Origin of the sequence: Mesorhizobium sp. M0678, assembly GCF_040320505.1 — a bacterium.
In the GTDB taxonomy this organism is placed as follows: Bacteria; Pseudomonadota; Alphaproteobacteria; order Rhizobiales; family Rhizobiaceae; genus Mesorhizobium.
This window is the reverse complement of the sequence record NZ_JAMYPT010000005.1, coordinates 62,946-83,380: the sequence shown is the minus strand read 5'-3', so window position 1 is coordinate 83,380 and position 20,435 is coordinate 62,946. Positions and strand designations below refer to the sequence as shown.

22 protein-coding genes are annotated in these 20,435 nt (G+C 63.1%); 19 read left to right on the top strand and 3 right to left on the bottom strand.

Annotated features, from left to right (window positions below):
- Positions 1 to 73 precede the first annotated feature (73 nt).
- The 4 genes from NKI29_RS11550 to NKI29_RS11535 all read left to right on the top strand — a co-directional run bounded on the left by NKI29_RS11550 (position 74) and on the right by NKI29_RS11535 (position 3,846).
- On the top strand, positions 74 to 1,117 hold the full coding sequence (locus NKI29_RS11550; protein ID WP_023674484.1) for an enoyl-CoA hydratase/isomerase family protein: 1,044 nt from the start codon (positions 74 to 76) through the stop codon (positions 1,115 to 1,117).
- The gene (locus NKI29_RS11545) at positions 1,114 to 1,536 is read left to right on the top strand and encodes a DUF6163 family protein (RefSeq protein WP_023674485.1); all 423 of its coding nucleotides are present in this window, start codon (positions 1,114 to 1,116) and stop codon (positions 1,534 to 1,536) included. The genes NKI29_RS11550 and NKI29_RS11545 overlap by 4 nt, the downstream gene beginning before the upstream one ends.
- A gap of 202 nt (positions 1,537 to 1,738) precedes the next feature.
- Positions 1,739 to 2,254, top strand: coding sequence for a transcriptional regulator LdtR (gene ldtR, locus NKI29_RS11540; protein ID WP_023674486.1), 516 nt, complete (start codon positions 1,739 to 1,741; stop codon positions 2,252 to 2,254).
- Positions 2,255 to 2,592: 338 nt separating this feature from the next.
- On the top strand, positions 2,593 to 3,846 hold the full coding sequence (locus tag NKI29_RS11535) for a L,D-transpeptidase family protein (protein WP_023674488.1): 1,254 nt from the start codon (positions 2,593 to 2,595) through the stop codon (positions 3,844 to 3,846).
- Here NKI29_RS11535 and NKI29_RS11530 read toward each other — a convergent pair.
- Positions 3,843 to 3,980: a hypothetical protein gene (locus tag NKI29_RS11530; protein WP_156937265.1), complete on the bottom strand. Its 138-nt coding sequence runs from the start codon at positions 3,978 to 3,980 to the stop codon at positions 3,843 to 3,845. The genes NKI29_RS11535 and NKI29_RS11530 overlap by 4 nt on opposite strands.
- Between NKI29_RS11530 and NKI29_RS11525 the strand changes: the two genes are divergently transcribed.
- From NKI29_RS11525 to NKI29_RS11465, 13 genes are all read left to right on the top strand, one after another.
- Positions 3,975 to 5,621, top strand: a complete 1,647-nt coding sequence (locus NKI29_RS11525; RefSeq protein ID WP_352571469.1) for a Na+/H+ antiporter — start codon at positions 3,975 to 3,977, stop codon at positions 5,619 to 5,621. The genes NKI29_RS11530 and NKI29_RS11525 overlap by 6 nt on opposite strands.
- Positions 5,622 to 5,737: 116 nt before the next feature.
- The gene (gene glyA / locus NKI29_RS11520) at positions 5,738 to 7,051 is read left to right on the top strand and encodes a serine hydroxymethyltransferase (RefSeq protein ID WP_352571468.1); all 1,314 of its coding nucleotides are present in this window, start codon (positions 5,738 to 5,740) and stop codon (positions 7,049 to 7,051) included.
- Between the two features lie 76 nt (positions 7,052 to 7,127).
- Complete coding sequence (locus NKI29_RS11515) at positions 7,128 to 7,706, top strand: invasion associated locus B family protein (protein ID WP_502896681.1); 579 nt, start codon at positions 7,128 to 7,130, stop codon at positions 7,704 to 7,706.
- 153 nt (positions 7,707 to 7,859) lie between these two features.
- A complete protein-coding gene (nrdR, locus tag NKI29_RS11510) occupies positions 7,860 to 8,369 on the top strand; it encodes a transcriptional regulator NrdR (protein WP_352571467.1) in 510 nt (169 codons plus the stop codon).
- A 2-nt stretch (positions 8,370 to 8,371) separates the two neighbouring features.
- Positions 8,372 to 9,502, top strand: a complete 1,131-nt coding sequence (gene ribD, locus NKI29_RS11505) for a bifunctional diaminohydroxyphosphoribosylaminopyrimidine deaminase/5-amino-6-(5-phosphoribosylamino)uracil reductase RibD (RefSeq protein ID WP_352571466.1) — start codon at positions 8,372 to 8,374, stop codon at positions 9,500 to 9,502.
- Positions 9,503 to 9,532: 30 nt separating this feature from the next.
- On the top strand, positions 9,533 to 10,150 hold the full coding sequence (locus tag NKI29_RS11500; RefSeq protein WP_352449304.1) for a riboflavin synthase: 618 nt from the start codon (positions 9,533 to 9,535) through the stop codon (positions 10,148 to 10,150).
- A 130-nt stretch (positions 10,151 to 10,280) separates the two neighbouring features.
- Positions 10,281 to 10,775: a 6,7-dimethyl-8-ribityllumazine synthase gene (ribH, locus tag NKI29_RS11495; protein ID WP_352449305.1), complete on the top strand. Its 495-nt coding sequence runs from the start codon at positions 10,281 to 10,283 to the stop codon at positions 10,773 to 10,775.
- On the top strand, positions 10,772 to 11,272 hold the full coding sequence (gene nusB / locus NKI29_RS11490; RefSeq protein WP_352796291.1) for a transcription antitermination factor NusB: 501 nt from the start codon (positions 10,772 to 10,774) through the stop codon (positions 11,270 to 11,272). Before ribH ends, nusB begins: the two co-directional genes overlap by 4 nt.
- The gene (locus NKI29_RS11485) at positions 11,269 to 12,486 is read left to right on the top strand and encodes an MFS transporter (protein WP_352525292.1); all 1,218 of its coding nucleotides are present in this window, start codon (positions 11,269 to 11,271) and stop codon (positions 12,484 to 12,486) included. The genes nusB and NKI29_RS11485 overlap by 4 nt, the downstream gene beginning before the upstream one ends.
- A 159-nt stretch (positions 12,487 to 12,645) precedes the next feature.
- Positions 12,646 to 13,557 carry a glycine betaine ABC transporter substrate-binding protein OsmF gene (gene osmF / locus NKI29_RS11480; RefSeq protein ID WP_352571463.1) on the top strand — a complete coding sequence of 304 codons (912 nt, stop codon included), beginning with the start codon at positions 12,646 to 12,648 and terminating at the stop codon, positions 13,555 to 13,557.
- 43 nt (positions 13,558 to 13,600) lie between these two features.
- Positions 13,601 to 14,776: an ABC transporter permease gene (locus tag NKI29_RS11475; RefSeq protein WP_352571462.1), complete on the top strand. Its 1,176-nt coding sequence runs from the start codon at positions 13,601 to 13,603 to the stop codon at positions 14,774 to 14,776.
- Positions 14,773 to 15,711, top strand: a complete 939-nt coding sequence (locus tag NKI29_RS11470; RefSeq protein WP_352571461.1) for an ABC transporter ATP-binding protein — start codon at positions 14,773 to 14,775, stop codon at positions 15,709 to 15,711. The genes NKI29_RS11475 and NKI29_RS11470 overlap by 4 nt, the downstream gene beginning before the upstream one ends.
- Positions 15,708 to 16,457, top strand: coding sequence for an ABC transporter permease (locus tag NKI29_RS11465; RefSeq protein ID WP_352456588.1), 750 nt, complete (start codon positions 15,708 to 15,710; stop codon positions 16,455 to 16,457). The genes NKI29_RS11470 and NKI29_RS11465 overlap by 4 nt, the downstream gene beginning before the upstream one ends.
- A gap of 27 nt (positions 16,458 to 16,484) precedes the next feature.
- Here the strand turns inward: NKI29_RS11465 and NKI29_RS11460 are convergent, their stop codons facing one another.
- On the bottom strand, positions 16,485 to 16,718 hold the full coding sequence (locus tag NKI29_RS11460) for a hypothetical protein (protein ID WP_023674502.1): 234 nt from the start codon (positions 16,716 to 16,718) through the stop codon (positions 16,485 to 16,487).
- A gap of 79 nt (positions 16,719 to 16,797) precedes the next feature.
- Here NKI29_RS11460 and NKI29_RS11455 point away from each other — a divergent pair, with 79 nt between their 5' ends.
- Both NKI29_RS11455 and NKI29_RS11450 read left to right on the top strand, forming a co-directional pair.
- On the top strand, positions 16,798 to 17,298 hold the full coding sequence (locus tag NKI29_RS11455) for a DUF2165 family protein (protein ID WP_352571460.1): 501 nt from the start codon (positions 16,798 to 16,800) through the stop codon (positions 17,296 to 17,298).
- A gap of 255 nt (positions 17,299 to 17,553) precedes the next feature.
- The gene (locus NKI29_RS11450) at positions 17,554 to 19,695 is read left to right on the top strand and encodes a sodium-translocating pyrophosphatase (RefSeq protein ID WP_352456590.1); all 2,142 of its coding nucleotides are present in this window, start codon (positions 17,554 to 17,556) and stop codon (positions 19,693 to 19,695) included.
- Positions 19,696 to 19,819: 124 nt separating this feature from the next.
- On the opposite strand, the gene NKI29_RS11445 is transcribed toward NKI29_RS11450, so the two are convergent.
- A complete protein-coding gene (locus tag NKI29_RS11445; RefSeq protein ID WP_352449315.1) occupies positions 19,820 to 20,353 on the bottom strand; it encodes an outer membrane protein assembly factor BamE in 534 nt (177 codons plus the stop codon).
- Positions 20,354 to 20,435 lie beyond the last annotated feature (82 nt).

Here is a 20,435-nt window from a genome sequence, read left to right as displayed (position 1 = left end):
CCGCCATTGACGCGGCCATGCGCCACGCTTTAGCACTTCACTCCCGGCGGGCGCGGGGAGGGATTCTCTGGCGATGGATTTTGGCGGAGGCGACGAGATTCGCTTCGAAAGATTGGGCAGGGCCGGCGTCGTCACGCTGACGCGGCCGCAGGCGCTCAATGCCGTAACCCACCGCATGGTCAAGGCGCTGGACAAGGCGCTGCGCAGTTGGGAGCGCGACGACGGCGTCGACGTTGTCGTCGTCAAGGCCGAGGGCAGGGCATTTTCGGCGGGCGGCGACATCCTCCACATCTACGAAGCCGGCCGCGCAGGAAGGCCTCCGGTCGATTTCTTCGCCGATGAATACCGGCTGAATGCCCGCATCGCCCGCTTCAAGAAACCCTATGTCGCGGTGATCGACGGCATCGTCATGGGCGGCGGCGTAGGTATCTCCTTCCATGGCTCGCAGCGAGTGCTGACCGAGAACGCCCAGTTTGCCATGCCCGAGGTCGGCATCGGCTTTTTCCCGGATGTCGGCGCCAGCCATCTGTTGCCGGATCTCGGCGGCAGCTTCGGCATGTATCTGGCGCTGACCGGCAACCGCATCCGCTATGGCGATGCTTTGTGGTCGGGCCTCGCCACCCATACGATCAAGGCGGAGGGCCAGGCCGGCTTCCTCGACCGTCTGGCGGAAAGCGGCGACCCGGAATCGGTGCTGCGCGGCTGCTTCGTCCCGGCCAGGCGCGAGACCGACAGGCCGACGCTGGAAGCCATCGCCCGGCATTTCGCGCAGCCGTCGCTGGCCGATATCGTCGCTAGCCTGGAGCGGGCAGCCGCTGCCGACGAGTTCGCGGCAAAGACGCTGGCCACCATCCGCACACGTTCACCGACCAGCTTGCATGTTGCATGGCGCCAGATCAGCGCCGGGCAGACGTTGTCGATGGACGAGTGCATGAAAATGGAGTTCCGTATCCTCAACCGCATGCTTGCCGGGCACGACTTCTATGAAGGTATCCGCGCCGCCATCATCGATAAAGGCTCGACGCCGCAATGGCGGCCGGCAGGCATCGATGACGTCAGCGCCGCCAACGTCGACGCCTATTTCGCACCGCTCGGCGAACGGGAACTGAAGCTGTGAGCGAGGTCGCCTCGAGACGCGTGGTGCTGCAGCCCTCGACGATCGAGGTCATCTTCGCCTGGTTCCAGCGCGTCATCGCCGGCTACTGTCTGCTGTTCGGCATCTTGTACTGGATCCGGCTGATCGGCTTTTACCCCGGCCCGTTGTGGCGCTTCGACCTGATGCCGGTGCACTGGCAGGTGGCGGCGGTGGTGCTGGCGGTGTTTTTTCCGTTCGCTGCCGCCGGCCTCTGGATGCTGGCGTCCTGGGGGCCGGTGATCTGGTTCATCTGCGCGGTGACCGAGTGCGTCATGTATGCCGGCTTCCCCGAGCTGTTCGGCCACCGGCCGCTGATCGTCGCCTCGCACCTTGCGGTGGCGCTGCTCTACATAGTGTTCCGCGTGGTGATCTGGATCCAGAAGCGGCAACCCCGGCGATAGCAATTCCGGCCAGGATCGTTGGCTAAATCTTTAGGTTAATTATCCTTGCTCGGGTGACCGTCCGTTAAGCCTCTTTCGAAACCCCTTACCGGTAAGCTCTTGTTAGCCTTGGCGTTTAAGTCGAATTTTATGAGTATTCGATAGTGTCGCGATCAAGGTGAAGAACAAAAAATCACCGGGCGACAAACGAGAGGCAAAGACAATGATCAATTCGCGTCCGGCGGCGAAGACCGCCAACGTATCCGATGACCGCCGCGAGGCGATCCGTTCGCTGTACATGGAATCGCTGCAGCTGGTCGAGCGGCTGCATCGCCGTCTGCTTGACGTGATCAAGGACGAATTCGACCGCAACGGTCGCTCCGACATCAACGCCATCCAGGCGCTGCTCCTGTTCAACATCGGCAATTCGGAGCTGACCGCCGGCGAACTGCGCTCGCGCGGCTATTATCTCGGCTCGAATGTCTCCTACAATCTGAAGAAGCTGGTCGATCTCGGCTTCATCAACCACCAGCGCTCGCGCATCGACCGCCGTTCGGTGCGGGTTTCGCTGACGCCGAAGGGCAATGAGGTGGCGGAAGTCGTCGCCGGCCTCTACGAGCGCCATGTCGGTTCGATCGAGCAGGTTGGCGGCATCAACACGGAAGAGTTCAAGCAGATGAACCGCGCCCTGCAGCGCCTGGATCGGTTCTGGAACGATACCATCGCCTACCGGATGTAATCGCATCCGCCGCATCAAGATCTGAAGCTGGACTACGGAAATGCTGCCGCGGAGTGGACCAAAGGCCGGTGCCGAAAAGCACCGGTCTTGCCGTTTCGTCAGGCCGGCCGATCCAAATTCGAGCAACAGCCACGTTGCCGCCATATTCCAATGGAACCGAAGATGCGGGTGATGCTGGGGCCAAAGCCGTGCATTTGTCCTGTGCTCAAGTCACTTCCCATGTGGTTTTACACCGAAGTGATGCGGGCAATGGTTGGCTAATTGTTAAGAAGCCAACTCTAGAGTGCGGGCGAGACCGCCCGGTGGGTTGAATTGTAGCAAGAATGTCTGGAACGTCCATGAGAACCAGCCGCCGTTTCTTCCTTTCAGGAGCCTCCGCGCTCGCAGCCGCAATGGTCGCCGGCCGCGCCAGTGCGCAGGATGTGATCGGGGATATCCTGAAATCCTCGGCGCGCGGCAATTGGGACGACCAATTCGATGCGCGTGCCAGCGAAGGCGGCAAGGTTGCCTCGACGCTGCCGATCTTCAGCCTGCAGACGGTGTCCTTCACCGAGCAGGCGATCATGCAGTATCAGAATATCGTCGCGCAAGGCGGCTGGGAGCAGGTTCCAGACACCAAGAAGCTGCAGCTTGGCGTCGAGGATCCCGATGTGGTGCCGCTGCGCAGGCGCTTGATGATATCGGGCGATCTGGCGCAGAGCGCCGGGCTCTCGGAAGCGTTCGATTCTTACGTCGACTCGGCGCTCAAGCGCTTCCAGTTGCGTCACGGCTTGCCGGCCGACGGAACCACGGGCAAATATACTTTCGCGGCAATGAACGTGTCGGCGCCGGTTCGGCTTGGTCAGCTGCAGACCAATCTGCAACGGCTGCGTGAGCGGGCCGGCACGCTTGGCAACCGCTATGTTCTGGTCGACATCCCGGCGGCGCAGATCGAGGCAGTCGAGAACGACCGCGTTGTGCTGCGCCACACCGCAATCGTCGGCAAGATCGATCGCCAGACGCCGATCGTCAATTCCAAGATCAACGAAATCATCGTCAATCCGTACTGGAACGCGCCGGTCTCGATCGTGCGCAAGGACATCATTCCGCTGATGCGGAAGGACCCCAACTATCTCAAGGATAGCCATATCCGCCTGTTTGCGCCGGACGGCAGCGAGGTCGACCCAATGACGGTCGACTGGTCGACCGACGATGCCGCCAAATACCGCTTCCGCCAGGATCCCGGTTCCGGCAACGCGATGGCCTCGGTCAAGATCAATTTCCCCAGCCCGGACGGCGTCTACATGCACGACACGCCGCAGCAGAGCCTGTTCGGCAAGCTGATGCGCTTCGATTCCTCTGGCTGCGTGCGGGTCCAGAACGTGCGCGACCTCGTCACCTGGATTCTGCGCGACACACCGGGCTGGGATCGCCAGCATTTCGAGGCGGCGATCAAGACCGGGGAGAACACGCCGGTGCAGGTCACCAATCCGGTGCCGGTTTATTTTCTCTACGTCTCGGCCTGGTCGACAGGGCCGGGCGTGGTCCAGTTCCGTGACGACATTTACGGCCTCGACGGAGCCAACGAGCTGCAGATCACATCCGCGCTCTAAGCAGCTGAGTTCATTTGCAAAAGGCCGCCGGAAGGGCGGCCTTTTTCGTTGCCGAGTCTTTCGCGGCAAGCTTTGCTGGACTGATCGCCGGCAAAAGAACGCGCGGCGCCGTATTCGGAAATCGCATCATGCATGTCGCAATGTTCATTCTGGTCGTGCTTATCTTCGTCGCCGTTTCGGGCGCGCTGGTCCGGCCGGTGCGGGTTCCGCTACCTGTGCTGCAGATCGCCATCGGCGCGGCACTGGCTTGGCCGGTGCGCGGAATGCATGTCGAGATCGATCCCGAGCTGTTTCTGCTGGTGTTCATCCCACCGCTGCTGTTCAGCGACGCCTATGGTGCGCCCAAGCGCGAACTGATCGCGCTGCGCGGGCCGATCCTCGACCTCGCCATCGGGCTGGTCTTCTTCACCATTGTCGGCTTCGGCTACGCTTTGCACTGGCTTGTCCCGAGCATCCCGCTCGTCGTCGCTTTCGCACTTGCTGCGGTGCTGTCCCCGACGGATGCGGTGGCCGTCTCCTCGATCGTCGACAAGAGCCTGGTCCCGGCTCGGCTGATGCACATCCTGGAGGGCGAGGCGCTGCTCAACGATGCGTCGGGCCTCGTGATGTTCCGCTTTGCGGTGGCAGCTGCCTTGACCGGCAGCTTCTCCTTCGTCGCGGCGTCCGTGACTTTCCTCTATGCCGTCGCTGCCGGCATCCTGGCCGGCATGGCTGCCTTGTTCGTCGCCGCCAAGGCGCTGCAATTGCTGAACCGTATCGGCGGCGTGCCGGCCGAGGTGCAGGTGCTGGTCATGGTCCTGCTGCCGTTCATCGCCTATCTCGGCGCCGAGAATGTCGGCGCCTCGGGCATTCTGGCGGCGGTCACGGCCGGAGTGCTCACCGGCGGCTCCGGGATTTTCCGCTTTCTCGGCGTCTCGGCACGCATACAGACCGTATCGCTGTGGACGACGCTATCCTTCGTCTTCAACGGCGCGCTGTTCATCCTGCTCGGGTTGCAGCTTCCCGAAATCATCGGCAACGTGCCGCCTGAGCTCGGCAGCCGCTATCCGGTCATCCAGCCAATCGCCACGGTGGTCGCGCTGACACTATGCCTGATCGGGCTGCGCTTCCTGTGGATCTGGGTCGGCGACATTGCGACGCGCGTCTCAGCGCGATTACGCGAGCAGAAGGCCGAGCCGTTCGGGCTGCGCGTTCGGATCGCCGGCTCTGTTGCAGGCGTGCGCGGCGCCATCACGCTGGCCGGCATCCTGTCGCTGCCGCTCACCATGCCGAATGGTTCGCCCTTTCCGGCGCGCGACGTGGTGATCTTCCTCGCCGCAGGCGTCATCATCTGCTCATTGCTCATTGCCAGCCTTGCCTTGCCCAAGGTGGCACGGGGGCTGGTCGAGCCGGGCGAGGATCCTGGCGCTGCCGAGGAGCGTCTTGCGCGCGTGGGCGCGGCCAAGGCCGCCATCGCCCGCATCGAGAGCATGGCCGGCGCGACCGACGGCGATGAAGGGGATATACCCGGCGCCCGGCTTGCCGCCGCCGACAGCATCGTCGCTGGCTACCGTCGCCGCATCGCTGCCTCCGACGAGGCCGACGAGGCGCGCGCCGAGGCCCGCGAGGCCGGACGGCTGGAGCTCGAATTGAGGCTGGCGGGCATTGAGGCCGAACGCGCAGCGGTTCGCGCAATGTTTCGCAGCGGCCAGATTAACGACCATACGATGCAGGCGCTGTTCACCGAGATCACGCTCACCGAGGCCCTGCTGAAGGGCCGGCAGGCAAGGAAATAGAGGCTGCCAGTCTCTCTGGCGCAATCCGGCCAGCAAATTTCGCGCTGCAAACGTGGCGGGCCGAAAGCAACTGTGTTAATGGCGCGACAGACTCCGAACCTTGAGGATTTCAGCCCATGGCAACAGCAGCGGCAGTGTCGAACAAATTCGAATCCTTTTTCGAAACCACGCTTGCCGATGCCGACCCCGAGATTTTCGGCGCAATCCGCAACGAACTCGGCCGCCAGCGCCACGAGATCGAGCTGATTGCCTCGGAAAATATCGTCTCGCGTGCCGTGCTCGAGGCACAGGGGTCGATCATGACCAACAAATATGCCGAGGGCTATCCGGGCAAGCGCTACTATGGCGGCTGCCAATTCGTCGATGTCGCCGAGGAACTGGCCATCGAACGCGCGAAAAAGCTGTTCGGCTGCAACTTCGCCAACGTCCAGCCGAATTCCGGTAGCCAGATGAACCAGGCGGTGTTCCTGGCGTTGCTGCAGCCCGGCGACACCTTCATGGGCCTCGACCTCAATTCCGGCGGACACCTGACACATGGCTCGCCGGTCAATATGAGCGGCAAATGGTTCAAGGTCGTCTCCTATGGCGTGCGCCGGGACGATCATCTGCTCGACATGGATGCGATCGAGAAGACCGCCCATGAGACCAGGCCGAAATTGATCCTGGCCGGCGGCACAGCCTATTCACGTGTCTGGGACTGGAAGCGTTTTCGCGAGATCGCCGATTCGATCGGTGCCTATCTGATGGTCGACATGGCCCACATCGCCGGCCTGGTCGCCGGCGGCATGCATCCGTCGCCGCTGCCGCATGCCCATGTGGTCACCACCACGACGCACAAATCGCTGCGCGGGCCGCGCGGCGGCATGATCCTTTGCAATGACGAGGATATTGCCAAGAAGATGAATTCGGCCGTCTTCCCCGGCCTGCAGGGCGGACCGCTGATGCATGTGATCGCCGCCAAGGCGGTGGCTCTGGGCGAGGCGCTGAAGCCGAGCTTCAAGATCTATGCGGAGAGCGTCGTCGCCAATGCCAAGGCGCTGGCCTCCAGTCTGCAGGAAACCGGTCTCGACATCGTCTCCGGCGGCACCGACAACCATCTGATGTTGGTCGACCTGCGTCCCAAGAACGCCACCGGCAAGCGCGCCGAGGCTGCCCTTGGCCGCGCCAACATCACCTGCAACAAGAACGGCATCCCCTTCGATCCGGAAAAGCCTTTCGTGACATCGGGCGTTCGGCTCGGCACGCCGGCCGGCACCACGCGCGGCTTCGGTCAGGCCGAGTTCCGCGAGATCGGCAAGCTGATCGCCGAAGTGCTGGATGGACTGAAGGTCGCCAATTCCGACGAAGGCAATGCGGCCGTCGAGGCAACCGCGAAGGCCAAGGTGGCGGCATTGACGGATCGTTTTCCGCTTTACCCGTATCTTGGTTGACGCAGGGCGTCGTTCCCCCAACTGTGACGGCGCCGATCAACTGGCCACGGTTGCATCTCGGAGACGCTTGATGATGATGCGAATTTTCCGTTTCACCAGTGTTGGCGCTGCCTTGCTCACCTTAGCGACCTCTCAGCTACTCGGCGCGGCGTTGGCGCAGACCGAGCCGACGCCGGCAGCACCCAAGACAGAGACCTTCGGCAGGTGGTCCACCACGGTGGACGAGGTCAACACCGGTGAGGATGTGCGCAAGACCTGCGCCGCCTCGACGGTCTTTTTCGACGCTAACGGCACCAGTGGCACCCTCACGCTGGCCATCTCGAATGGCGACGTACTGCCACCCGAGGGCTATCCGAGCCTCATCATCGCCGTGAGAAACAGTGACTTGCCCAAGGGGGATAACATCCCGGCGGTGTTCCGCGACGTCAACGACAAGATCAAGGCTGGTTTTCATATTATCGCCGACGGACAGTGGATGATGGACAACAAACCCGAGACCACGCTTGCCATACTGCGTGCCATGCGCCGTACCAGCGCCCTCGATGTCAGCTTCGCCGACAAGCCGGTCGCGACCATATCGATGGACGGCTTCACCAAGGCCTATCGCTATCTCGGCACGTCCTGCGGCTTCCCGACCGGCGACGTCGCTCCCTGATTGGCGTATTGCCGTCCAACTGATTGCCGCTCTCGCAATTTTCCTCGTGCCTCGCTATCTCTGAGGCGCGATCGGTCATCGGCCATACTTTGCCATCGTGGCAAAAACCTCTAAGCCGTTCGCACTACGAGAATCGCGAACCGAAGGCTCTCCATGCGCTGTCCCTACTGTCAGTCCGAAGATACGCAGGTGAAGGATTCGCGCCCTGCCGAAGACGGTGCAGCGATCCGCAGGCGGCGCGTCTGCCCGGATTGCGGCGGCCGCTTCACCACTTTCGAGCGCGTCCAATTGCGCGATCTCGTCGTGGTGAAGAAGTCTGGACGCAAGGTGCCGTTCGACCGCGACAAGTTGCTGCGCTCTGTCGAGATCGCGGTACGCAAGCGCAATGTCGACCCGGAACGTATCGACCGGGCGGTGACCGGCATCGTGCGCCAGCTCGAAAGCTCGGGCGAGACCGAGGTGGCCTCGGGGGAAGTCGGCCGGCTGGTCATGGAGGCGCTTAAGTCGCTCGATGATGTCGCCTATGTGCGCTTTGCCTCCGTCTACCGCAATTTCCGCGAGGCCAAGGATTTCCACGACGTGTTGGGCGAACTCAAAGGCGACGAGCTCAAAACCGACGAGCCCAAGGGCGAAGAGCTGAAGAGCGAAGAGGACGCCAGCTGAGCATGGCAGGGTCCGAACGCAGCACGGCTGAGCAAGAGGTCCTCGATCGCCGCTATATGGCGGCAGCCCTCAGGCTGTCGCGCAAGAATGCCGGGCGGACCTCGACCAACCCTTCCGTCGGCACGCTGATCGTGCGCGATGACGGCGACGGGCCGATGATCGTCGGCAGCGGTGTCACTGCCGTCGGTGGCCGGCCGCATGCCGAAACCGGGGCTTTGGCAGAGGCCGGCGAACTGGCGCGCGGCGCCACCGCCTATGTGACGCTGGAGCCCTGCGCTCATCACGGCCGCACGCCGCCTTGCGCCAATGCGCTGGTCAGTGCCGGCGTGGCGCGTGTGGTCGGCGCTGCCAGCGATCCGGACCCGCGTGTTTCCGGCAAGGGCTATGCAATCTTGCGTGCCGCCGGCGTCGAAGTGGTGGAAAAAGTGTTGGCGGCCGAGGCCGCGGAGCAGATGGCCGGCTATTTAATTCGATCTCTGAAAAAACGCCCGGAAGTGATCCTGAAACTTGCGCTTTCGAGCGACAACAAGATCGGCGTGAAAGGCGAGGGACAGGTCTCCATCACCGGCGATATCGCCCGACGCGAAGTCTATCTGATGCGCGCCGAAGCGGACGGCATATTGATCGGCATCGGCACCGCGCTGGAGGACGATCCGGCACTGACGGTGCGGCTGCCGGGACTTGAGAACCGTTCGCCGGCGCGCATCGTGCTCGACCGCCAGATCAGGCTGCCGGAGACCTCGAAACTGGTTTCCGGCGTCGACCGGGTCCCGCTCTATGTCGCCGCTTGTGCCGAGGCCGATCCACGTCGGCGGGCCGCGCTCGAACGCACCGGCGTGCGCTTCATCGGCACTGAGACGTATGAAGGCGATATTGCGTTGCCGGAACTGCTCGAGGATCTGGCGGCGCTCGGCATGGCCAGCGTGCTGGTCGAGGGCGGCGCCGAGGTGGCCAAGGCGTTCCTTGAGGAAGGCCTAGTCGACCGCATCGTGCTGTTTCAGGGGCCGGATGCGATCGGCGGGGACGGCATTGCATCGCCGGTCGATGCCAACCATATCTCGCCGGGGTTTCGTAAATTGCGCGACATGCGTTTCGGCGAAGACACGTATGCCGAATGGACAAGAGACATCTAGGACCGAACTGATGTTCACTGGGCCAAAGTAATGTTTACAGGAATTGTCACCGACGTCGGCACCGTTGCCGCCGTGAAGCCGCTCAGGGAAGGCGTCGGTTTGCGTATCGACACCGCTTACGATCCGCAGACCATTGCCATCGGCGCCTCGATTTCCTGCGGCGGCGTCTGCCTGACGGTGACGGGATTGCCGGAAGACGGCGCCAACGCACGCTGGTTCGAGGTCGAGGCCTGGGAAGAAGCACTCAGGCTGACGACCGCGATGGGCTGGAAATCCGGCACGCGCATCAACCTGGAGCGGGCTCTGAAGATCGGCGACGAGCTTGGCGGCCATATAGTGTCCGGCCATGTCGACGGCATGGCCGAGATCGTGGCGCGTAAGGAAGAGGGCGACGCCGTTCGCTTCACCCTGGAAGCACCGCGCGAGCTTGCCAAATTCATCGCCCCCAAGGGTTCCGTCGCGCTCGACGGCACTTCGCTCACCGTCAACAAGGTCGAGGGCACCCGCTTCGACGTGCTGTTGATCCACCATTCGCTGACCGTCACCACCTGGGGCGAGCGACAGGTCGGCGACCGCGTCAACCTCGAGATCGACACCATGGCCCGCTACGCGGCGCGACTGGTGGAGGCGGCGAAGGAGGGACTTTGAGGCGCTCGTCCATAAAGCCCATTCCCTGATGCGACCGCCGCCGAGTTGGCCTTGAAAGTTCCTTCGGCAATCTTCCGCTTGCGATCAAACCGGCTTCGGCCTAAGTCACCGGCGATCCCCGGAGACATCTATGGCAGGCACATCCCAACACGGCAAAGCGTTCATCCGTCCGAAGAAGAAGGCCCACCTTCTTGTCATCGAGGCGCGCTTTCACGACGACCTTGCCGACGCGTTGCTCGAAGGCGCGACAAAGGCCCTCGAGGAAGCGGGCGCGACATACGATGTCGTCACTGTTCCGGGCTCGCTCGAAATCCCGGCGGTGATTTCCTTCGCGCTCGACGGTGCCTCCGAAGGCGGGACGAACTATGACGGCTTCGTCGCCCTCGGCACGGTGGTCCGCGGCGACACCTATCATTTCGATATCGTCGCCAATGAATCCAGCCGTGCCCTGATGGACCTGTCCGTGCAGGATGCGGTCTGCATCGGCAACGGCATCCTGACCACCGAAAACGACGAACAGGCATGGACGCGAGCAAGACGTTCGGAAGGCGACAAGGGCGGCTTTGCGGCGCGTGCGGCGCTGACCATGATCGCTCTAAAGGAACAGCTGGGAGAGCGAACGTGAGCGAACCCACTTCGCCCGGCCAGCCTGCGGTTCGCCATGCCAACAAGCGCGGTGCTGCCCGTCTGGCCGCCGTGCAGGCGCTCTACCAGATGGACGTCGCCGGCAGCGGTGTGTTTGAGATCACCGCCGAATACGAGGCGTTCAGGCTCGGCAAGGAAGTCGATGGCGCGCTCTATCGCGAAGCCGATGCGCAGTGGTTTCGCGCCATTCTTGCCGGCGTTGTCGAGCACCAGAAGACCATCGATCCAGTCATCCGACAGGCGCTGACCGAGGACTGGCCTCTGTCGAGGCTCGATTCGACGTTGCGCGCCATATTGCGCGCCGGCGTCTACGAGCTGATGCAGCGCGAGGACGTGCCGGTGGCGGTCATCGTCTCCGAATATGTCGACATCGCCAAGGCATTTTACGAAGAAGACGAGCCGAAACTGGTCAATGCGGTGCTTGATCGCGTGTCGCGCCGGGTGCGTGGCGAGGGCCGGGGCAAGGACCCCTCATGACTGCTGTCGTCGCCGTTGAGGCGGGCAAGGAAGCGCGTCGCACCGCCTTCATCCTCGCAGCCTCGCAGGCGATCATCGGCTCGGCCGCACCCATCGCCATTTCCATGGGCGGATTGGCCGGGCAGTACCTGCTCGACGCTGACAAGTCGCTGGCAACCGCGCCGATCACCGGCTTCAATGTCGGCGTGGCGCTCGGTTCCCTGCCGGCCGCGGCGATCATCCGCCGGCTCGGCCAGCGCGACGGCTTCATGACCGGCACAGCGGTCACGGCGCTTGGCGGGCTGGTCGCCACGCTGGCGCTGTTTCATGCCAGCTTCTGGCTATTCGCTTTCGGCTTGGCCGTGATCGGCATCGGAGGCGCCTTCGTCCAGCAGTTCCGCTTTGCCGCCGCCGACAATGCGCCGCCTGAATTCAAGGCGCGCGCCATCTCCTTCGTGCTGGCCGGCGGCATCGTCACCGCCATACTCGGGCCGCAGATCGTCATCTTCACCGGCGACCTGTTCTCGCCGGTGAAGTTTGCCGGCTCGTTTGCGTCCATCCTGGTGCTGGCGGCGGTCGGCGCCGCCATTCTCTCTTTGTTGCGCATCCCGGCCAAGGCAACCGACAAGGTGGAAATCGCCGACAGCGACGCCCGGCCGCTCTCGGAAATCGTCACCAGGCCGCGCTTCGTCGCAGCGCTGTTTTGCGCCGTCGGCAGCTACGCGCTGATGAGCTTCGTCATGACGGGCGCGCCGCTGGCCATGGTCGGCTGCGGCCTTTCGACCGACGACGCCACGCTCGGCATTTCCTGGCATGTGATGGCGATGTTCGCGCCGAGCTTCTTCACGGGGTCGCTGATCTATCGCTTCGGCGCTGAGCGGATCGTGGCCATCGGCCTGGTGCTGCTGATTGGCTGCGCCATAGTGGCGCTGTCAGGGTTGGCACTGTGGCAGTTCTGGACGGCGCTGATCCTGCTCGGCCTTGGCTGGAACTTCAGCTTCATCGGTGCCACCGCCATGGTGGCCGACAGCTACCAGTCATCCGAAAAAGGCAAGGTCCAGGGTTTTCACGATTTCGTCCTGTTCGGCTCCGTCGCCTTCGCCTCGCTGATGTCGGGGGCGGTCTACAATGCCTGGGGCTGGGAGATGTTGAACTGGATGATTTTCCCGGTCGTCGTGCTGTGCTTCGTGGCACTGGGCGTGTTGAAGATGACGGGCTTGCGCGCGGCCAACTGACGTCACCCTGTCGGGACGTCGCGGCAGCGGATTCACTCACATCCGAACAAAATTATTGCGCCCATCCCCCCTCTTATGAAACCGTGTACCCCGACGGGGCATCGAAGCCATGCTCATATGCGGCAGCCGTATTCCGGTTCACAGCAAGGGATTTGTGAGATGTTTTCAATCAAGATTCTGGCCGGCGCTGTACTGGCGCTCGGAATTGCGTTGGCCTCGGCGAGTGCCCAGGTGGTGGTGTCGTCGAAGATCGACACCGAGGGCGGTGTGCTCGGCAATATCATCCAGCTGGTGCTGAACGCCAATAATATCCAGACTACCGACCGTATCCAGCTCGGCGGCACACCTGTGGTGCGCAAGGCGATTACAGCCGGCGAGATCGACATCTATCCGGAATACACCGGCAACGCCGCCTTCTTCTTCGAGAAGGCCGACGATCCGGTGTGGAAAGACGCCGCCAAGGCCTACGAGACTGCCAAGAAGCTCGACTACGACGCCAACAAGATCGTCTGGCTGTCACCGTCACCGGCCAACAACACCTGGGCGATCGCCCTGCGCAAGGAGGTCGCCGATACCAATAAGCTCGTCACCCTTTCCGACTTCGGCAAATATGTCTCGGGCGGCGGCAAGGTGGTGCTGGCGGCCTCCGCCGAGTTCGTCAATTCGGCGGCCGCGCTGCCCGCTTTCCAGAAGACGTATGGCTTCACGCTGAAGCCGGACCAGTTGATCACGCTGTCCGGCGGCGACACGGCGGCCACCATTGCCGCCGCAGCCAACCAGACCAACGGCGCCAACGCCGCCATGGTCTATGGCACCGACGGCGGCATCGCGCCCTCCGGCCTCGTCGTGCTTGAAGACGACAAGGGTGTGCAGCCGGTCTACCAGCCGGCGCCGATCATCCGCGAGGCGGTGCTGAAGGAGCATCCCGAGATCGAGACACTGCTGAAGCCGGTGTTCGCCAAGCTCGACCTTGTCACGCTGCAGGAGTTGAATGGCCGCGTGCAGGTCGGCGGCGAGCCGGTCAAGGGCGTCGCCGAGGACTTTTTGAAAAAGAACGGCTTCCTGAAGTAAGGCGATTCCGGCGCTCCGCTTTCGAGGTGCGCCGGATCGGCCGATGGGGGAGGGCGTGCGCATCCGGTTCGACAAGCTCGGCGTGGTCATCGCGGCGATATCAGCCTATGCGGCTTTTGCGGCACCATTCGCCACGTTCCGCGCCAATCGCATCGTACCCGGCGAGGCGCGCTCGATCCTCGAATCTTTGTCTGCGACGGTCGGTCCGCTGTTGATGGCGATTGTTGTCGCAGCGGCGCTCATTGCGCTGCTGAAAACGCCGCTTGCTCTGCGCCTCGCCGCCAGTGTGGTTGCGCTTGCAGCGCTGGCGCTGCTGATCGGCGTCGCCGGCAGTTTCCTGACACCTGCCGGCAACACCTTCGCCCGTATCTCGCCGGCTTCGGGCTTTTGGCTGCTTATCTTCGCCTTCACCCTTCTGCTCGCCGACGTGCTTACGCGGCTGAACCTGTCGCCGCAGGCACGGATCGGCGTGCTTGTTGTCGCCGCCGCGGCGATCGGGCTGCTGCTCGTCTCGGGAAGCTGGAATAGCCTGTCGATCCTCAAGGAATATTTCAATCGCGCCGATAGTTTTTGGGCGGAAGGCTCCAAGCACGTGACGCTGGCGCTGGGTTCGCTGGCGGCAGCGGTGATTATCGGCCTGCCGCTCGGCATCCTCTGCCACCGCGTCGAGAAATTGCGGGCCGGTGTGCTCAACGTGCTGAACATCATCCAGACCATTCCTTCGATTGCGCTGTTCGGCCTCTTGATTGCACCGCTCGGCTGGGTCGCTTCGCATGTGCCGGGAGCTGCCGCGCTCGGCATTCGCGGCATCGGCACGGCGCCGGCTTTCGTCGCTTTGTTCCTCTATTCACTGCTGCCGGTAGTGGCCAACACCGTGGTCGGCCTCGCCGGTGTGCCGCGTGCCGCCAACGACGCAGCGCGCGGCATGGGCATGACCGACCGCCAGCGGCTGTTCGGCGTCGAGTTTCCGCTGGCTTTCCCGGTGATCCTCACCGGCATCCGCATCGTGCTGGTGCAGAATATCGGCCTCGCCACAATTGCCGCGTTGATCGGCGGCGGCGGCTTTGGCGTGTTCGTATTCCAGGGGGTCGGCCAGACGGCGATGGACCTGGTGCTGCTCGGTGCTGTTCCCACGGTGGTGCTGGCCTTCGCCGCTGCCATCATCCTCGATGCAGTGATCGAAATGAGCGCCAGCAAGCGCAGGGTTGAAACGGCATGATCGAGATCGAAGGCATCACCAAGCGCTACGGCGAGACGACAGTCGTCGACGACGTGTCGATGGTAATCGAGCCGCGCAGCATCGCCGTCATCGTCGGCACCTCCGGCTCCGGCAAGACGACGCTGCTTCGCATGATCAACCGGCTGGTCGAGCCGACATCGGGCGTGATCAAGCTCGACGGCGTCGATAACCGCTCGGTCCCGGATTATGAGCTGCGTCGCAGCATCGGCTATGCCATCCAGGGCCACGGCCTGTTTCCGCATCGCACGGTGGCGCAGAACATCGCCACTGTGCCGGTATTGCTCGGCTGGGGCGCCAACCGCATCAAGGCCCGCGTCGACGAGCTGATGACGCTATACCAGCTCGACCCGCAAGCCTACGGGCCACGCTATCCGCATGAGCTTTCCGGCGGCCAGCAGCAACGCGTCGGCGTCGCCCGGGCGCTTGCCGCGGAACCCAACGTGCTGTTGATGGATGAGCCGTTCGGCGCGCTCGACCCGATCATCCGCAACAAGGCGCAGGAGGATCTGCTGGCGATCCAGAAACGCTTCGGCACCACCATCATCCTCGTCACCCATGACATGGAAGAGGCCGTTCACATGGGCGACAAGATCGCGGTGATGGATGGCGGCAAAGTAGTGCAATATGCCGCGCCGGCCGAGATACTGGCGAAACCGGCCAGCGCGTTTGTCGAGACCCTGGTTGGCGCCAGCGAAAAACCGTTCCGGCTGTTGTCGCTTGGCCGGGTGCGCGACGCGGTGGAAAAAGGCACGGCCGAAGGCGAGGCGATCCCCGGTGATGCCAGCCAACGCGACGCGTTGGCCGAACTCCTGTGGTCGGGCCGCCCGGCACTTCCGGTGAAAGATACTGACGGCAAATCGCTTGGCCGCGTCACTGTGGACGGGCTGGTTAAGCGCGCGGCGAGGCCGGCATGAAAGCCTGGCTTCCGTCGCTGCTCAGGCTTGCTTTGGTGGTGGTGCTTATTGCCTTCGTCGCCAATCCCGGCTGGTTCGAACCGCTGCTGAGGCCGCTGACAGAGAACAACGCGCCGGTAATCTATAATCAGGGCAGCCTGTTGACGTTGACGCTGCTGCATCTGCGGACCGTGCTGATCGCGACGGTTGCCGCGACGATCGTTGCGGTCGCGCTCGCCATTCTGGTCACCAGGCCAGCCGGCGCCGAATTCCTGCCGCTGTCGCGCAGCCTGGTCAATATCGGCCAAACCTTTCCGCCGGTGGCGGTGCTGGCGCTTGCCGTGCCGGCCGTCGGCTTCGGCGAAAAGCCGACGCTGATTGCGCTGTTTCTCTACGGACTGCTGCCGATCTTCGAGAATGCGCTGACCGGCCTGACGACGCTGCCGGCCAACGTAGTCGAGGCGGCGCGTGGCGCCGGCATGACCGGCTGGCAAAGACTGGTCAAGGTCGAGCTGCCGCTCAGCGCGCCGATCATTCTCGGTGGTATCCGGCTGTCGGTGGTGATCAGCCTCGCCACCGCGACCATCGGCTCGACGGTAGCGGCGAGGACACTGGGCGAGGTGATCATCGCAGGCCTGCTGTCGAACAACCTCGCCTTCATCCTGCAGGGTGGCCTGATCGTCGCCGCCCTTGCCGTGCTGATCTATGACGGGCTGTCGGCGGTCGAGCGCTATACCGCCCGGCGCATGGGACGCGAGCCCGAGTAGCGTCTCGGGGCGAAGTTCGGTCTTTTTTCAGTGGCCGGTCGACCGCGTCGGATGATCGAGCGTCAGTTCCAGCGTTGTGCCCGTCTCGCCGGTGATCCAGCGGCGGCGGATGATGGCGAAATCGTGCTGTGTGTCGGCTCTAACCACAGAGACCAAGTCGCCCACCGCGCAATCACTGTCGAGATCGAGGGCTTCGACAGTCTCGGCAATGTCTTGCTTGCCGGCATAATGTCTCGCAATGGCTGTGAGCACGATGATCACTGGCCCACCCGTTGCGCGATCTTCGGGACTCGGCGATTGATGAGTGCGATGCCCCGATCTTTCAGCAGGAGTTCTTGCCATGACCGCGCGTTTCTCCAAGATCGTCATGTGTTTGTGTCTGGCGGCTTTCGCCTTCCTCGTCGCCTTCGGCAACATCACCGATTACGGTTCAAACTTCGCCTTTGTCCAGCATGTGCTGAGCATGGACACGACCTTTCCCGGCAATGCACTGATGTACCGCTCGATCACCAACCCGGCCTTGTGGACGGCTGGCTACTGGCTGATCATCATTGGCGAGGCGCTGACCTGCCTGCTTTACCTAATCGCCGCCTGGCAACTCTGGCAGGCGCGCAACGCGAGCGGACAGGCTTTCAACGATGCCAAGAAGTTCGCCATCATTGCCGCCACAATGGGCTTCCTCATTTGGTATTTCGGCTTCATGGTCGTTGGCGGCGAGTGGTTCGCCATGTGGCAGTCTTCGATTTGGAATGGTCAGGAGGCAGCGTTCAAATTCTACATGACCATGCTGGTGGTGCTGGTCTTCGTCGTCCAGCCGGACGGCGACCCACGTAAAGCCTGACCGCCGTTCGCCGATTTCAACCGATCTAACCGGATGGCAGTGTCGACAGGCGCACACTGCCGTCCAGCCTTTTGGACGAAACCCGGGATCTTTTGGGCGAAAGCCGGACAGGAACGGAACAATATCTTGACGTTCCGAGCCCTGTTTCGCATAAGCCGCTGCGAAGGGACGGATTCCGGTTGCGGAAAATTCGTCCCCTGTCTCAACGGCCCGGGGAGGGGTTCTTTTGGGCCACCAATCGAGGAAAATTCGGCAATGACCATACTTTCAGCTGTCATCGCCTGCGGTCTGCTTTCAGTCCTTTACGCCATCTGGGCGACACGTTCGGTCCTCGCGGCCGATCAGGGCAATGCACGCATGCAGGAAATTTCCGCGGCCATCCGCGAAGGCGCGCAGGCCTATTTGGCGCGCCAGTACACCACTATCGCCATCGTCGGCGTCGTGGTCCTGCTGCTCGCCTGGTGGCTGCTTTCGATCACCGCCGCCATCGGCTTCCTGATCGGCGCCGTTCTATCGGGCGCCGCTGGCTTCATCGGTATGCACGTCTCGGTGCGCGCCAATGTGCGCACCGCGCAGGCGGCTTCCAACAGCCTCGCTGCCGGCCTCGAGATCGCCTTCAAGTCGGGCGCCATCACTGGCATGCTGGTTGCTGGCCTGGCCCTGCTCGGCGTCTCGATCTACTACCTGATCCTGACCCAGTTCATGGGTCTGCAGCCCGACGATCGCGTCGTCATCGACTCGCTTGTTTCGCTCGGCTTCGGCGCCTCGCTGATCTCGATCTTCGCCCGTCTCGGCGGCGGCATCTTCACAAAAGGCGCCGACGTCGGCGGCGATCTCGTCGGCAAGGTTGAAGCCGGCATTCCCGAGGACGATCCACGCAATCCGGCCACCATTGCCGACAATGTCGGCGACAATGTCGGCGATTGCGCCGGCATGGCCGCCGACCTGTTCGAGACCTATGCGGTGACGGTGGTCGCCACCATGGTCCTCGCCGCCATCTTCTTCGGTGGCACCGCCGTTCTCGGCGCGGCCATGCTCTATCCGCTGGCCATCTGCGGCGCCTGCATTCTCACCTCGATCGTCGGCACTTTCTTCGTCAAGCTCGGTTCCAGCGGCTCGATCATGGGCGCGCTCTACAAGGGCCTGATCGTCACCGGCCTGCTGTCAATTGTCGGCCTTGCCGTGGCCACCTCGGCATGCATCGGCTGGGGTGAGATCGGCACCGTCGCCGGCATGGCCATCACCGGCACCAACCTGTTCATCTGCGGCCTGGTCGGCCTTGTGGTGACCGGCCTCATCGTGGTGATCACCGAATACTATACCGGCACCAGCAAGCGTCCGGTGAACTCCATCGCCCAGGCCTCGGTCACCGGTCACGGCACCAACGTCATCCAGGGCCTCGCGGTCTCGCTGGAAGCGACGGCGTTGCCGGCGATCGTCATCGTCGGCGGCATCATCTCGACATACCAGCTTGCCGGCCTCTATGGCACGGCGATCGCGGTGACGACGATGCTTGGCCTCGCCGGCATGATCGTCGCGCTCGATGCCTTCGGCCCGGTCACCGACAATGCCGGCGGCATTGCCGAAATGGCCGGCCTTCCCAAGGAAGTGCGCCAGTCAACCGACGCGCTTGACGCTGTCGGCAACACCACCAAAGCGGTAACCAAGGGCTACGCCATCGGCTCGGCCGGCCTCGGCGCGCTGGTGCTGTTCGCGGCCTACTCTAACGACCTGAAGTTCTTTGCCGCCAATGGCGACAAATACCCGTACTTCCAGGGCATGGGCGACGTCTCCTTCGACCTCTCCAACCCTTACGTCGTCGCCGGCCTGATCTTCGGCGGCCTGATCCCGTATCTGTTCGGCGGCATCGCCATGACCGCCGTCGGCCGCGCCGCGGGTGCTATCGTCCAGGAGGTGCGCAAGCAGTTCCGCGAGGATCCGGGCATCATGGCCGGCACCTCGAAGCCGAACTATGCGCGCGCCGTCGACCTTCTGACCAAGGCAGCGATCCGGGAGATGATCGTTCCGTCATTGCTGCCGGTGCTGGCACCGCTGGTGGTCTATTTCGGCGTCCTCCTGATCTCCGGTTCGAAGGCATCCGCCTTTGCCGCGCTCGGCGCCTCGCTGCTCGGCGTCATTGTCAACGGCCTGTTCGTTGCCATCTCGATGACCTCCGGCGGCGGCGCCTGGGACAACGCCAAGAAGTCGTTCGAAGATGGTTTCGTCGACAAGGACGGCCTCAAGCACATCAAGGGCTCCGAAGCGCACAAGGCTTCGGTGACCGGCGACACGGTCGGCGATCCCTACAAGGATACTGCCGGCCCAGCGGTCAATCCGGCGATCAAGATCACCAACATCGTCGCGCTGCTGTTGCTGGCCGTTCTCGCGCACGGCTAAGCTCGGTCGCTATGGCCTTAAGACAAAAACCCGCGGGATCGCTCCCGCGGGTTTTTCATTGCATGAGATATGCCGCTTACAGGGAAGCGAAAGGAACGGAAGGAAGCCGACACCCTCGGGCGGATCAGGAGCCGCCGAGCGTGCTGCCGCCGCTGGCGCCGGGAACACCAGGCGCCAGCTTGCTGGCGCCACTGATGATCTGGCTGAGGAAGTTCTGGTCCTTGCCGCCGGTCGGCGTGGTGCGCGAGATGAAGTCGAACACCTTGCCGTCCTTCAAGCCGTAATTGGCGATCTGGGTGACGCGCCCGTCATCGCCAAAATAGACCGCCAGCACATGCTGGTCGACCAGCCGCGGCTTGTCGAAGGCGACATAGCGCTTGCGCGTCTGAGAAATGTAATAAAAGGCCTCGTTATCGAAGGTCGCCTTGGTCGAGGGAGTGCCGAGCGCCAGCAGCACCTGTTCGCGGCTTGAGCCGACCGGCACCAGGTCGATCGCCTGCTGGTCGATGACGTAGCCTTGCGTCAGCGTCTCGCTCGGATTGAGATCGCCGATCATCTTGGACGAATTGCAGGCGGAAAGCGCCGCAGCGATCACCAGCAGCGAAACCGCACCGCCGGGCCTGGGCAGGAAAGTCGACTTGAATTTCAGCGCGCGCAACTACAACTCCATAAGCTGGCCGCAACTTGCGCTGGGCCGCAAAACCGGTAAACCAGCTTGCTTGCCGATGCAACAAGGCCAC

Coding starts and splice junctions, on each gene's coding strand:
- ldtR (WP_023674486.1), top strand. CDS start 1,739: ATGATCAATTCGCGTCCGGCGGCGAAGACCGCCAACGTATCCGATGAC.
- NKI29_RS11455 (WP_352571460.1), top strand. CDS start 16,798: ATGACCGCGCGTTTCTCCAAGATCGTCATGTGTTTGTGTCTGGCGGCT.
- NKI29_RS11515 (WP_502896681.1), top strand. CDS start 7,128: ATGCGAATTTTCCGTTTCACCAGTGTTGGCGCTGCCTTGCTCACCTTA.
- NKI29_RS11525 (WP_352571469.1), top strand. CDS start 3,975: ATGCATGTCGCAATGTTCATTCTGGTCGTGCTTATCTTCGTCGCCGTT.
- NKI29_RS11465 (WP_352456588.1), top strand. CDS start 15,708: ATGAAAGCCTGGCTTCCGTCGCTGCTCAGGCTTGCTTTGGTGGTGGTG.
- NKI29_RS11450 (WP_352456590.1), top strand. CDS start 17,554: ATGACCATACTTTCAGCTGTCATCGCCTGCGGTCTGCTTTCAGTCCTT.
- nrdR (WP_352571467.1), top strand. CDS start 7,860: ATGCGCTGTCCCTACTGTCAGTCCGAAGATACGCAGGTGAAGGATTCG.
- glyA (WP_352571468.1), top strand. CDS start 5,738: ATGGCAACAGCAGCGGCAGTGTCGAACAAATTCGAATCCTTTTTCGAA.
- NKI29_RS11475 (WP_352571462.1), top strand. CDS start 13,601: ATGGGGGAGGGCGTGCGCATCCGGTTCGACAAGCTCGGCGTGGTCATC.
- NKI29_RS11500 (WP_352449304.1), top strand. CDS start 9,533: ATGTTTACAGGAATTGTCACCGACGTCGGCACCGTTGCCGCCGTGAAG.
- ribD (WP_352571466.1), top strand. CDS start 8,372: ATGGCAGGGTCCGAACGCAGCACGGCTGAGCAAGAGGTCCTCGATCGC.
- NKI29_RS11550 (WP_023674484.1), top strand. CDS start 74: ATGGATTTTGGCGGAGGCGACGAGATTCGCTTCGAAAGATTGGGCAGG.
- NKI29_RS11485 (WP_352525292.1), top strand. CDS start 11,269: ATGACTGCTGTCGTCGCCGTTGAGGCGGGCAAGGAAGCGCGTCGCACC.
- NKI29_RS11530 (WP_156937265.1), bottom strand. CDS start 3,980: ATGCATGATGCGATTTCCGAATACGGCGCCGCGCGTTCTTTTGCCGGC.
- ribH (WP_352449305.1), top strand. CDS start 10,281: ATGGCAGGCACATCCCAACACGGCAAAGCGTTCATCCGTCCGAAGAAG.
- NKI29_RS11535 (WP_023674488.1), top strand. CDS start 2,593: ATGAGAACCAGCCGCCGTTTCTTCCTTTCAGGAGCCTCCGCGCTCGCA.
- osmF (WP_352571463.1), top strand. CDS start 12,646: ATGTTTTCAATCAAGATTCTGGCCGGCGCTGTACTGGCGCTCGGAATT.
- NKI29_RS11470 (WP_352571461.1), top strand. CDS start 14,773: ATGATCGAGATCGAAGGCATCACCAAGCGCTACGGCGAGACGACAGTC.